Here is a 12,582-nt window from a genome sequence, read left to right as displayed (position 1 = left end):
GGTCGGTCGGTGCGTGTCTGCTGAGGACACTGCGCCGCCCGCCACCGGAGTTGCAAAGGTTCATGCTGTTTCGGCATCGTGAAGGGCATGGTCGCCGTACCGAGGGACGTGCTGGCAGCGGTGGGGCCGCGCCTGCGGGAGCTGCGGCACAGGCGCGGCCTGACACTGGCCGAGCTGGCGGAGCGGACCGCGGTCAACGCGAGCACCCTGTCCCGCCTGGAGAGCGGCGACCGCAGACCGACCCTGGAGCTGCTGCTGCCGCTCGCGGAGATCTACGCGGTCCCCCTCGACGAACTGGTCGGAGCACCGCGCACCGGCGATCCGCGCATCCATCTCCGGCCGGTCACCCGGGACGGCATGACGTATGTGCCGCTCAGCAGCCCCGGCGGCGTACAGGCCCACAAACTGCTGATACCGCCCGGGCCCGGCACCGATCCCGAGCTGCAGACGCACGCCGGTTTCGAGTGGGTCTACGTGCTCGCCGGACGGCTGCGGCTGATCCTGGGGGAGCAGCGCCTGGCGCTGAAAGCCGGTGAGGCGGCCGAGTTCGACACCCACGTACCGCACTGGCTCGGCTCCGACAACGACCGGCCCGTGGAGCTGCTCATCCTCTTCGGACGCCAGGGCGAGCGGGCCCATCTCAGAGCCCGCACCGACTGACCCGGCTGCCTCCGCCCGGTGCCGGGCCGCCGGTCTCCCTGGCGCCGGTCAGGTACGCGGCGCGCCCGCCGACGTCAGGATGCGGTGGATCAGACGGGCGCCCGCCCGCGCGGTGCGGTGGTCGGCGTCGAGGCCCGGGTTCAGCTCGGCGACATCGACCAGCAGGGGAGCCCCGGCGGCCGCCACGCGGGCGCATACGTGCTCGATGATCTCCATCTGCACGCCGTACGCGGCCGGGGCGCTGACGCCGGGGGCCGCACCGGCGGGCAGCACATCGAGGTCGATGCTCAGGTGGACGATGTCGCAGCTCGCCAGGAACGCGTCGACGAACCCGTCGACCAGCGGCAGGTCGAACATGCGGCACTGGGTGTCCGGCAGATACCGCACACCGAGCGCGTCGGCGGTGCGGAACAACCGCTCGGTGTTGCTCGGCTGACTCACCCCGAGCACCCAGTAGTTCAGCTCTTCACCGCGCTGCTGCTCGGCGTGTGCCATCTGGAGGAACGGTGTGCCCGAGCTGGGCCGTACGTCGTCACGCAGGTCGAAGTGGGCGTCGAGGTTGAGAACTCCGAGGCGGCCGCCCTCGCGCACCGCGCGCGTACCGGCCAGCCCGATGTAACTGCCGTAGGCCACCTCGTGGCCGCCGCCGAGCACCACCACCGGGTGGCCGCGGTCGACGAGCGGGGTGATCACCTGGCCGAGGCGGTGCTGCCCCTCTTCGAGATGGCCGTCGGCCACCTCGATGTCGCCGATGTCCAGCGCCCGCAGCGGCCTCGGGAGCGCCATGGGCGCGAGGGCGGCGCGCAGTTCACGCGGTCCTGCCGCCGCGCCCTGGCGGCCCTTGTTCCGGCGGACGCCCTCGTCGCTGCGGAAGCCGACGAACGCCACGTCGCCCGGTTCGGCCCGGTCGGGGTCGAGGCCGGTCACATGGTGCCAGCGCAGATGGTCCGTACCGGGCCCGTCGTCACGGCCCGTCCAGGGCTCGGGCGCCACGTCCGCGGTGGGCACCGGAGCGGTGGCCGCCGTCGGCGCCGCCGCTGTGGTGGCCGCCGGCGCCGCCGCTGTGGTGGCCGCCGTCGGCTCCGGTGCGGTGGTCGCCGTCATCGGTCGTTCTCCTCGGTCATCGGAATGCGCACCCCGCGCTCGCGCGCCACGGATGCGGCGTGGTCGTAGCCCGCGTCCACGTGCCGGATGACGCCCATGCCGGGGTCGTTGGTCAGTACTCGGGCCAGCTTCTGGGCGGCGAGTTCGGTGCCGTCGGCGATGCAGACCTGGCCCGCGTGGATGGAGCGGCCCATGCCGACGCCGCCCCCGTGGTGGATGGAGACCCAGGACGCGCCGGACGAGGTGTTCACCAGGGCGTTGAGCAGCGGCCAGTCGGCGATCGCGTCGGATCCGTCGAGCATCGACTCGGTCTCGCGGTACGGCGAGGCGACGGAGCCGGAGTCGAGGTGGTCACGGCCGATGGCGACCGGGGCGGACAGCTCTCCGGAGGCGACCATCTCGTTGAACCGCAGCCCGGCGCGGTGGCGTTCGCCGTAGCCGAGCCAGCAGATACGGGCGGGCAGGCCCTCGAAGGAGACCCGCTCCCCGGCCATCTTGAGCCAGCGGTGCAGGTGCTCGTTCTCCGGGAACAGCTCCATGATGGCCTTGTCGGTGGCCGCGATGTCCTTGGGGTCGCCGGACAGGGCGGCCCAGCGGAACGGGCCGAGGCCCTCCTCGAACAGGGGGCGGATGTGCGCCGGGACGAAGCCGGGGAAGTCGAAGGCGCGGGCGTAACCGGCCTTGCGGGCCTCGTCACGGATGGAGTTGCCGTAGTCGAAGACCTCGGCGCCGGCGTCGAGGAAGCCGACCATGGCCTCGACGTGCCGGGCCATGGAGGCGCGGGAGCGCTCGGTGAAGTCCGCCGGGTCCTTGGCCGCCTGCTCGTGCCACTCCGCCAGGCTCACCCCGACGGGGAGGTAGGCCAGCGGGTCGTGCGCGGAGGTCTGGTCGGTGACGATGTCCAGGGGCGCGCCCCGCCGCAGCAGCTCCGGGAAGACCTCGGCGGCGTTGCCCGCCAGGCCGATGGAGAGCGGCTTGCGGGCGTCGCGGGCCTCGGTGGCGAGGCGGAGCGCGTGGTCGATGTCGTCGGCCGCGACGTCGAGGTAGCGGTGGGCGATGCGGCGCTCGATACGGGTGGGGTCGACGTCGACGCAGATCGCGACGCCGTCGTTCATCGTCACGGCGAGCGGCTGCGCGCCGCCCATGCCGCCGAGACCGGCGGTCAGGGTGATCGTCCCGGCGAGCGTGCCGTTGAACTTCTTGCGGGCGACGGCGCCGAACGTCTCGTAGGTGCCCTGCAGGATGCCCTGGCTGCCGATGTAGATCCAGGAACCGGCCGTCATCTGGCCGTACATGGTCAGCCCGCGCGCCTCGAGGGAGCGGAACTCCTCCCAGTTGGCCCAGTCACCGACCAGGTTGGAGTTGGCGATCAGCACGCGCGGCGCCCACTCGCTGGTGCGCATGACGCCGACGGGCTTGCCCGACTGCACCAGCAGCGTCTCGTCGTCCTTGAGCGTCTTCAGGGTGCGGACGATGGCGTCGTACGCGGGCCAGTTGCGGGCGGCCTTGCCGGTGCCGCCGTAGACGACCAGGTCCTCCGGGTGCTCGGCGACCTCGGGGTCGAGGTTGTTCATGAGCATCCGCAGGGCGCCTTCCTGCTGCCAGCCGAGGCAGGTCAGTTCGGTGCCGCGGGGCGCCTGGACGGTCCGGGGGCGGGCCTCCGGGGAAACGCTGGTCATGGTGGCTCCTGGGAAGGATCGGGGTGAGGGGGCACCGGTGGTACGGCACCGGCGTGCTCCTCCATCACAGGACGCGGGCCGGGCGGGGGCCATGCCTTCTGCCGCGGTTTCTCGGATCCGAGACCGGGAATCCGGCTCACCTATAATTTCTCCGTCGGGAGGCGCGGAGATTTTCTCCGGCCGGGGGGCGCGGGGACCGACCGGTGACAGGGGAGGGTGAGCGGCGTGACCGTGACGGCTGCGGACCTGGCCCGGCTGTACGGGGAGCGCGCGGCCGGGGCCGTCCCGGCGTACCAGCGGATCAAGGACCTGGTGGCGGAGCAGATCCGCAGCGGGCGCTGGCGCGAGGGCGACCCGCTGCCGTCGGAGAGCCAGTTCGTCGCCTCGCTCGGGCTGTCCCGGATGACGGTCAACCGCGCGCTGCGCGAGCTGGCGGCGCAGGGGCTGATCCGGCGGGTCATGGGCGTCGGCAGCTTCGTGGCCCTGGCCAAGGGCAGTTCGGGCCTGGTCGAGGTGCAGAACATCGCCGACGAGGTCCGCAGGCGGGGCCACCGCTACGACGCCCGGGTGCTGTCGGTCCGTGCCGAGCCGGCCGACCGCAGGGCCGGCGCCGAGCTGGGGGTCGCCGCGGGGCGGCCCGTCTTCCACTCCCGGGTCGTGCACAGCGAGAACGGCGTGGTCATCCAGTTGGAGGACCGCTACGTCAACCCGGCCTTCGCGCCGGGGTACGTGGAGCAGGACTTCACCGAGCGCACACCGTTCGCCTTCCTCTCCGACGTCGCCCCGCTCGACCGCGGGGAGCACATCGTGGAGGCGGTACTGCCCAGCGCCGACGAGTGCGCCCTGCTCGGTGTCGCCCCGTCGGAGCCCTGCCTGCTCATCCACCGCCGCACCTGGTCGCGGGGCGCCCTGGTGAGCATCGCGCGCCTGCTGCACCCGGGCTCGCGCTACCGCCTCGAAGGCGCCTTCGAGGCGGAGTGACCCCCGCCGGGCACCCGTCCGGAGACCGCGGACGTCAGCCGGGCCGCGCCCTGCTGGAGGGCGTCCCGCACCTGGCCGGGGTCGTGCGGGCTGTGGTGCGTGTGCCAGGTGCTGCTGAGCGCCGCGACGGGCCGCCCGTGGTGGTCGAAGGCCGCCACACCCAGCGAGCGGAAGCCACGGGAGACCAGCTCGGTCTCCTCCGACCAGCCGCGTTCCCGGTCCCGGGCCAGTAGGTCCAGCAGCTCGGCGAGCGACCGCGGCCCCTTGCCCGTACGCGTGATGAGGTCGCCCGGCCGCGGGAAGAGGGCCCGTACCTGGGCGTCGGAGTGGGCGAGGATGGCCCGGCCGTTGGCCGTGAGATGGGCCGGCAGCCGGACGCCGATGTCGGTGACGAGGTCGGCGTCCAGATCGCCGGAACGGACCGTCGACGGGCGCTCCTTGAGCAGATAGACCGTCTCGGCGCCGTGCAGGATCCCGAGGTGCACGGTCTGGCCGAGCCGGGCGGCGAGGGTACGCAGCACGGGACGGGCGAGCCGTTCGAGTGGCTCGTGGCGCAGATAGGCGGAGCCGACCTCGAAGGCGGCCATGCCGAGGCCGTACGCCTGCTCCTTGGGCAGGTAGGTGACGAATCCGCGCTCGGCCAGCACCGCGAGGATGTGGTACGCGGAGGAGCGCGGGATGTCCATGTCGCGGGCGATGGCGGCGGTCTTCACCGGCCCGGAGCGCCCCGCCAGGTACACCAGGATGTCCAGGGCACGGCCGACCGCGGGCGATGTGCTCGACGCCGGGCCCTGCGCGGCCCCGTGTTCATTCACTGGGTCGCTCACCGGCTCCACCCATCGGGTTCACTCACTGGATCACCTCTTGACATCACCTGTATATACAGGAATATACAGGGTGCTCCCCACGGTTGCGTGGCGCTCAAGGCGCCGGAGAGCCCCACTCCGCCCTACCTCCCGCAAGCGCCGCGCACCCCCCATCACCGCTGGTCCCAAGGGAGGACACAGTTGGCTTCCGAAAAGGCGACGCTGAGCCGAGGACTCAATTCTCGGCACATACGCTTCATCGCACTCGGTTCGGCGATCGGCACCGGACTCTTCTACGGGTCGTCCGAATCGATCAGAGCGGCCGGGCCCGCCGTGCTCCTGGCCTACCTCATCGGCGGCGCCGCCGTCTTCCTCGTCCTGCGGTCGCTCGGCGAGATGGCCGTCAGCTCCCCCTGCGCGGGCTCCTTCGGCGAGTACGCCACGAAACACCTCGGCCCGCTGGCCGGCTTCACCACAGGCTGGACGTACGCCTTCGAGATGGTCATCGTCTGCATCGCGGACATCACAGCGGTCGGCGTCTACATGGGCTTCTGGTTCCCGGATGTGCCGCGCTGGATCTGGGTGCTGGCCGCCGTCCTCGTCATCGGCGCGCTCAATCTCGTCAGTGTGAAGGTCTTCGGTGAGCTGGAGTTCTGGCTGTCCCTGGTGAAGATCGTCGCCATCGTCGCGATGATCCTCGGGGGCATCGCCGTGATCGCCTTCGGCCTCGGCAGCGGGAGCGACCACGCCGGCCTGTCGAACCTCTGGGACAACGGCGGCTTCTTCGCCCACGGCGCCCACGGCTTCGTCGTCTCCTTCGCCGTGGTCATGTTCGCCTTCGGCGGCACGGAGATCATCGGGGTCACCGCGGGAGAGGCCGACTCCCCGGAGAAGACCATCCCGAGCGCGGTCAACTCCATCCCGGTGCGCATCATCCTCTTCTACGTGCTGACCCTCGCGGTCATCATGGCCGTCAACCCCTGGCAGCACGTCGGCACGTCGGGCAGCCCCTTCGTCCAGATCTTCACCGGCGTCGGCCTCAAGTCCGCCGCCACCGTGCTGAACGCCGTCGTGCTCACCGCGGCCCTCTCGGCGATCAACAGCGACATCTTCGCTGCAGGCCGCATGATGTTCGGCCTGGCGGAGCGCGGCCAGGGGCCCGCGGTCATGCGCCGGCTCAGCCGCAACGGCGTGCCGTGGGTGACCACCCTCATCATGATCGGAGCGCTGCTCATCGGCGTACTGATGAACTACCTGATGCCGGGCAAGGTCTTCCTGATCATCTCCTCGATCGCCACCTTCGCCACGGTCTGGGTGTGGCTGATGATCCTGCTGACCCAGGTGAAGGCCCGCCGGGACATGCCGGACGACGACCGGGCCGCCCTGAAGTTCCCCGTCCCCTGGTGGCCGTACGGGCAGATCGCCGCCGTCGTCTTCATGGTCGGCGTCCTGGTGGTGCTCGGCTTCTACGGGAGCACCCGTATCGCCCTGGTCGTCGGCGTCGTCTGGCTGGCGCTGCTCGCGGGCGTCTTCCGCCTCTGGGTGGGCCCGCGCCTCGCCGCCCGACGGCTCCCGGACGGGGCGGACACGCCCGGGCCTGCGGCCGTTCCGGCGGGCGGGCGGTAACCGGCACCACCGGCGGCCACCCTCGGCGATTGTGTCCGGGATCCCAGACCTCACCCTGTCTGGGATCCCGGACACATCTGTCCCGGCAGCTGTCGCGTCCGGCCCTGACATGCGGCTTCATGGAAGACATGAACATTGTTGTAGGAATCGGCCCTCTCTCCGCCGAAGACGTCGTCGCCGTCGCACGCCACGACGCGCACGTCGAGCTCTCCCCGGAAGCCCTCAAGGAGATCGCGCGCAGCCGCGAGGTGATCGAGAGCCTCGCCGACGACGTGGTCCCCCACTACGGCGTCTCCACCGGCTTCGGCGCGCTGGCCACCCGCCACATCCCCACCGACCGGCGCGCCCAGCTCCAGCGCAGCCTGGTGCGTTCGCACGCCGCCGGTTCCGGCCCCGAGGTGGAGCGCGAGGTGGTGCGCGCCCTCGTCCTGCTGCGGCTGTCCACGCTCGCCACCGGCCGTACGGGAGTGCGCACGGAGACCGCCGAGGCGTACGCGGCGCTGCTCAACGCCGGCCTGACCCCGGTCGTCCACGAGTACGGCTCCCTCGGCTGCTCCGGTGACCTCGCGCCGCTGGCGCACTGCGCGCTCGCCGTCATGGGCGAGGGCGAGGTGCGGGACGCGGACGGCGTACGCAAACCGGCCGGCGAAGCACTGGCCGACGCGGGCCTCACCCCGGTCACGCTGCACGAGAAGGAGGGCCTCGCCCTCATCAACGGCACCGACGGCATGCTCGGCATGCTCGTCCTGGCCGCTCACGACCTGCGGAAGCTGCTGCGCACCGCCGACATCGCCGCCGCGATGAGCGTCGAGGGCCAGCTCGGCACCGACGCCGTGTTCGCCGCCGACCTCCAGGCGCTGCGCCCGCACCCGGGCCAGGCCGACAGCGCGGCGAACCTGCGCGCGCTGATGGCCGGTTCCGGCATCGTCGCCAGCCACCGCGGCCCCGAGTGCACCCGGGTACAGGACGCGTACTCCCTGCGCTGCTCCCCGCAGGTGCACGGCGCGGCCCGCGACACCCTCACCCACGCCGAGACCGTCGCATCGCGCGAGCTGGCCAGCGCCGTCGACAACCCGGTGGTGACCCACGACGGCCGGGTCGAGTCCAACGGCAACTTCCACGGCGCGCCCGTCGCCGCCGTCCTGGACTTCCTCGCCATCTCCGTCGCCGACCTGGCGTCGATCTCCGAGCGGCGCACCGACCGCTTCCTCGACGTGGCCCGCAACAACGGTCTGAACCCGTTCCTCGCCGACGACCCGGGCGTCGACTCCGGCCACATGATCGCGCAGTACACGCAGGCGGCGATCGTCTCCGAGCTCAAGCGGCTGGCCGCGCCCGCGTCGGTCGACTCGATCCCCTCCAGCGCCATGCAGGAGGACCACGTCTCGATGGGCTGGTCCGCCGCCCGCAAGCTGCGCCGCGCCGTCGACGGGCTCACCCGGGTCCTCGCCGTCGAGATCTACACCGCGGCCCGCGCGCTCGACCTGCGGGCCCCGCTGACCCCGGCGCCCGGTACGGGTGCTGTGGTCGGCGCACTGCGCCAGACCGTCGAGGGCCCCGGCCCCGACCGCTGGCTGGCCCCCGAGATCGAGGCGGCCGTGCGCTATGTCGCCGACGGCGCCGCTGTGGCCGCGGCGGAGTCAGCGGTCGGCCGGCTCAGCTGACAGAGGCTGCACACGGGGGGCCGGCCGCGCGGGGGGCGGTATCCGTACGGAGGGCCGGCGCCCCAGAGCCGACGCCTCGGGGGGCCGGCGCCCGTGGGCCGGCGCCCCGGGGGCCGGTATCCGTAACACGTAACGGACGGCCGGCGTCCGGTGGTGCTCACACGCCGCACGCCGGCCCTTCGTCCACGCTCGGTGGCGCCTCCAGCACGCCGCCCACCCGGCGGGTCAGCTCCCTTGCGGTACGGGAGACATGACCCGCGATCCGCTCCCGCTCCTCCGGCCCCACCGCGGCGCCGGGGAAGGTGACCGCGACGCCCGCGATCGGGTGGGCGCTGTGGTCGAGCACAGCGGCGGCGACCGAGGAGAAGCCGCGGGTGACCTCCCCCTCCTCCGTCGCGTAACCGCGCCGCCGCACCCCGACCAGCAGGCTGTGGAGCGCCGACAGCGAGTTCGGCCCGGTCTCGTTACGGGAGACGAACGCCGATGCGTCCGGGAAGAGCGCCCGCACCTGCGCCCGGGACAGCCGCGCGAGCACCGCCCGGCCGCTGGCCGTGAGGTGGGCGGGAAGACGCACCCCCACATCGCTGACCAGCGGCGCCCGGCCCGGCGCGCGCTCCTCGATCACATACAGGACCTCGCGCCCGTGCAGCAGCGCGAGGTGCGCGTTGTGCCCGGTGCGGTCCACGAGCTGCGCGAGCGGCAGCCGGGCCAGCCGCTCGAAAGGCGCCTGCCTGCTGTACCCCGACGCGAGCTCGAAGGCGCTGACACCCAGCCCGTAACGGCGCTCCTCCGGCAGATGGACGACGAAGTCCTCACGGGCGAGGGTGTCGAGCAGGTGGTACGTCGTCGACCGGGGCAGCCCGACGTCGCGGCTGATGGCGGCGGCGGGCACCGGGCCGGCCTGACGGGCGAGATAGCGCAGGATCGCCAGCACCTGGGCGGCGGCGGGCACAGTGGACATATCGCGAGCGTACGCGCGCCGGGCAGCGCAGCCGTGACCCCGGCCGCCACATGTCTCGGATGCCAGACAGTAGGTACTCCACCGACGTGGCGGGACGGCCCGCGGCTGGGGCTACATGGAGACATGGCACCTGCGACCACCACCCTCGTCACGAACATCGGCAGCCTCGTCACGAACGACCCCTCGCTCGGCGCGGGCCCCCTGGGTCTGCTCCGCGACGCCGCCGTCCTGATCGAGGGCACGGACATCGCCTGGGCCGGGCCCGCCGGCACGGCGCCCGCGGCGGACCACCGTGTCGACGCACAGGGGCGCGCCGCCGTCCCCGGCTTCGTCGACTCGCACAACCACCTGGTCTTCGCGGGCGACCGCACCGAGGAGTTCAACGCCCGTATGTCGGGCCGCTCCTACACCGCGGGCGGCATCCGCACCACCGTCGCCGCCACCCGCGAGGCGAGCGACGAGGAACTGAGCGCCACGGTCGGCCGCTACCGCGCCGAGGCGCTCCGGCAGGGAACGACCACGCTGGAGACCAAGTCCGGTTACGGCCTCACCCCCGAGCAGGAGGCCCGTGCGCTGCGGGTGGCGCGGGAGCACACCGACGAAGTGACGTTCCTGGGCGCGCACATCGTGGCGCCCGAGTACGCCGACGACCCCGCCGGGTACGTCGATCTGGTCACCGGTCCGATGCTCGACGCGTGCGCGCCGTACGCCCGCTGGATCGACGTGTTCTGCGAGAAGGGCGCCTTCGACGGCGACCAGGCCCGCGCGATCCTCACCGCCGGCATGGCCAGGGGCCTGCTCCCCCGGATCCACGCCAACCAGCTCTCCTACGGGCCCGGTGTGCGGCTCGCCGTCGAGCTGGGAGCGGCCTCGGCCGACCACTGCACCCATCTGACGGAGGCCGACGTCGACGCCCTCGCCCACGGCAGCACCGTCGCCACGCTGCTGCCCGGCTGCGAGTTCTCCACCCGCGCCCCCTACCCGGACGCCCGGCGGCTCCTGGACGCGGGCGCCACCGTCGCCCTGTCCACCGACTGCAACCCCGGCTCCTCCTTCACGAGTTCCATGCCCTTCTGTATCGCCATCGCCGTACGGGAGATGGGCATGACCCCCGACGAAGCGCTCTGGGCCGCCACCGCCGGCGGGGCGCGGGCGCTGCGCCGCGACGACATCGGCCGCCTCGCACCCGGCGCCCGCGCCGACCTCGCCCTCCTCGACGCCCCCTCCCACGTCCACCTCGCCTACCGGCCGGGTGTACCCCTGGTCTCGGCGGTGTGGCAGGCGGGCCGACGGCACCGTCCGGACGCTTCGCGGGAACTCACCGAGTCCGCGCCGAACGCAACAGGCACCAGCACCAGCACCGTCACAGGCACGAGCACACGAGGAAGCGAACGAGCGTGACCAGCGAAGTGAGCATGACCAGAGAGCCCAGCGCGTCCGGAGCGTCCGGAGCGTCCGGAGCGTCCGGAGCGTCCGGAGCGTCCGGAGTGTCCACGGCGCCCGCCGAATTCACCGAGTCCACGGCGTCCACCGAGCCCACGGAGTCAGGCGAGTGGCGTGTGCTCCGGGCACACGACCGGCCGGTGACGCCCTGGAAGAACGGCGGCGGCATCACCCGCGAGGTCGCCGCAGGCCCGGCCGGGGCGGGCCTCGACGACTTCGCCTGGCGGGTGAGCCTGGCCGAGGTCGGGCAGGGCGGGCCGTTCTCCTCGTTCCGCGGAGTCGACCGGGTCATCACCCTCGTGGAGGGGCCGGGGATGGAGCTCACGGTCGACGGAGCCCCGCACCCGATCGCCGCACCCCACCAGCCCTTCGCCTTCTCGGGAGACGCGGCCACCACCTGCCGGCTGCTCGGCGGGCCCATCGCCGATCTCAACGTCATGACGCGGCGCACCAGCGCCACCGCTCATGTCCGCATGGCCCACGAGGACTTCTCCCTCACCCTCCGCGGTGGAGAGCTGGTCCTCGTGCTCGCCCTGCTGGGCAAGGTGACCTTCGGGGAGCCGGGTGTGGTCCTCGACCGGCTGGACGCGGCCGTGTTCTCCGACAGGCACAACGGCGCGGCACGTACTGCTTCGGCACGTACTGAAGCGGCACATACCGAAGGGGCACATACCGAAGCAGTACGTGTCGACGGCGCGGCGGCGGTCATCACCCTGACCGCGGTTCCCGGCTCGCCCGGCCTGTGACCGGTGGAACACATGGGCACGAGCCGATCCGACGGGGGACGACACGGCCGTGCCGCCACATCAGCGGGCTGACGTCCGGAGCCCCGTCGCCATCCGGCTGCGGGAGCTGATGGAGGGCTGCCGGCTGACCCCCGCCCAGCGCCGCATCGCACACAGCATGCTGCGCAGCCCCGACGACGTACCGTTCCTCTCCAGCGTCGCGGTGGCCGGTCTTGCGGGTGTCAGCCAGCCGTCCGTCACCCGGTTCGCCCTGGCCCTCGACTTCGACGGCTACCCGGCCCTGCGCCGCCACCTGCGGGAGACCGTCACCGCCGGGCCGGAGCTGGAGTCAGGGCCGGGGCCTGAGCCGGAACTTGGACCGGCCGCCGCCCCCGCGAACGCCTACCAGAAGCTGGTCCAGGACGAGATCGACAACCTCCGCGACCTGTCCACGGCCCTCAACGACCCGGGGCCCGTCGTCCGCGCGGCCCGCCTGCTCGCCGCCTCTCACCCGCTGCCGGTTCTGGGTCTGCGGGCCGCCGCGGCCCAGGCCGTCGACTTCGCCCATGTCGCGCGTACGGCGCACCCCGGCATCCGGCTGCTCGACGAGGGCGGCACAGCGCTGACCGACCGCATCGACGACGCCGTGCGGGCCGGCGCATCGGCCCTGCTGTGCTTCGCCGTGCCCCGGCATCCGCGCGAGGTTGTCGACGCCCTCGTCCACGCGCGGGCGGCGGGCCTGGCCGTCGTCACCGTCACGGACAGTTCCTTCGCGCCGGTCGCACCCCACACCGACCTGCTCCTGCCCGTCGGAACGGCGCACCGGTTCGGCACCGCCTGCGCCCCCGCACTGCTCGGCCGCCTCCTCCTGCGGGCCACCGGCCAGGGCGGGACCAGCGCCGCGGACGCCGTCTAGCCGGCCGGCCGTTCCGG

General features: G+C 72.7%; 11 protein-coding genes. 7 read left to right on the top strand and 4 right to left on the bottom strand.

Annotated features, from left to right (window positions below):
- Nucleotides 1-87: 87 nt before the first annotated feature.
- Entirely contained in the window at nt 88-660 is a 573-nt protein-coding gene (locus tag OG510_RS21770) for a helix-turn-helix domain-containing protein (protein WP_406138909.1), read from the top strand.
- A 48-nt stretch (nt 661-708) separates the two neighbouring features.
- On the opposite strand, the gene hutG is transcribed toward OG510_RS21770, so the two are convergent.
- Nucleotides 709-1,764, bottom strand: a complete 1,056-nt coding sequence (gene hutG / locus OG510_RS21765) for a formimidoylglutamase (protein WP_406138908.1) — start codon at nt 1,762-1,764, stop codon at nt 709-711.
- Nucleotides 1,761-3,443: a urocanate hydratase gene (gene hutU / locus OG510_RS21760; RefSeq protein ID WP_406138907.1), complete on the bottom strand. Its 1,683-nt coding sequence runs from the start codon at nt 3,441-3,443 to the stop codon at nt 1,761-1,763. The genes hutG and hutU overlap by 4 nt, the downstream gene beginning before the upstream one ends.
- 225 nt (nt 3,444-3,668) lie before the next feature.
- Here hutU and hutC point away from each other — a divergent pair, with 225 nt between their 5' ends.
- Nucleotides 3,669-4,424 (top strand): histidine utilization repressor, encoded by a 756-nt coding sequence (hutC, locus tag OG510_RS21755; RefSeq protein WP_406138905.1) that lies wholly within the window; start codon nt 3,669-3,671, stop codon nt 4,422-4,424.
- Here hutC and OG510_RS21750 read toward each other — a convergent pair.
- Nucleotides 4,391-5,251, bottom strand: coding sequence for an IclR family transcriptional regulator (locus tag OG510_RS21750; protein ID WP_406138904.1), 861 nt, complete (start codon nt 5,249-5,251; stop codon nt 4,391-4,393). The two genes, hutC and OG510_RS21750, sit on opposite strands and share 34 nt — an antisense overlap.
- A 180-nt stretch (nt 5,252-5,431) precedes the next feature.
- On the opposite strand from OG510_RS21750, the gene OG510_RS21745 reads away from it, so the two are divergent.
- Entirely contained in the window at nt 5,432-6,856 is a 1,425-nt protein-coding gene (locus OG510_RS21745) for an amino acid permease (RefSeq protein ID WP_406138902.1), read from the top strand.
- Between the two features lie 119 nt (nt 6,857-6,975).
- Nucleotides 6,976-8,520, top strand: coding sequence for a histidine ammonia-lyase (hutH, locus tag OG510_RS21740; protein ID WP_406138901.1), 1,545 nt, complete (start codon nt 6,976-6,978; stop codon nt 8,518-8,520).
- Between the two features lie 157 nt (nt 8,521-8,677).
- On the opposite strand, the gene OG510_RS21735 is transcribed toward hutH, so the two are convergent.
- Complete coding sequence (locus tag OG510_RS21735; protein ID WP_406138899.1) at nt 8,678-9,481, bottom strand: IclR family transcriptional regulator; 804 nt, start codon at nt 9,479-9,481, stop codon at nt 8,678-8,680.
- A gap of 123 nt (nt 9,482-9,604) precedes the next feature.
- Between OG510_RS21735 and hutI the strand changes: the two genes are divergently transcribed.
- The 3 genes from hutI to OG510_RS21720 all read left to right on the top strand — a co-directional run bounded on the left by hutI (nt 9,605) and on the right by OG510_RS21720 (nt 12,565).
- Nucleotides 9,605-10,882 (top strand): imidazolonepropionase, encoded by a 1,278-nt coding sequence (hutI, locus tag OG510_RS21730; RefSeq protein ID WP_406138898.1) that lies wholly within the window; start codon nt 9,605-9,607, stop codon nt 10,880-10,882.
- Nucleotides 10,879-11,670 carry a HutD family protein gene (locus tag OG510_RS21725; protein ID WP_406138897.1) on the top strand — a complete coding sequence of 264 codons (792 nt, stop codon included), beginning with the start codon at nt 10,879-10,881 and terminating at the stop codon, nt 11,668-11,670. The genes hutI and OG510_RS21725 overlap by 4 nt, the downstream gene beginning before the upstream one ends.
- Before the next feature lie 109 nt (nt 11,671-11,779).
- A complete protein-coding gene (locus OG510_RS21720) occupies nt 11,780-12,565 on the top strand; it encodes a MurR/RpiR family transcriptional regulator (protein ID WP_406142476.1) in 786 nt (261 codons plus the stop codon).
- Nucleotides 12,566-12,582: the final 17 nt, after the last annotated feature.

Origin of the sequence: Streptomyces sp. NBC_01089 (genome assembly GCF_045162975.1) — a bacterium.
Classification (GTDB): Bacteria; Actinomycetota; Actinomycetes; order Streptomycetales; family Streptomycetaceae; genus Streptomyces.
The sequence above is the reverse complement of the archived record's forward strand: the minus strand, read 5'-3'. Positions and strand labels throughout refer to the sequence as shown.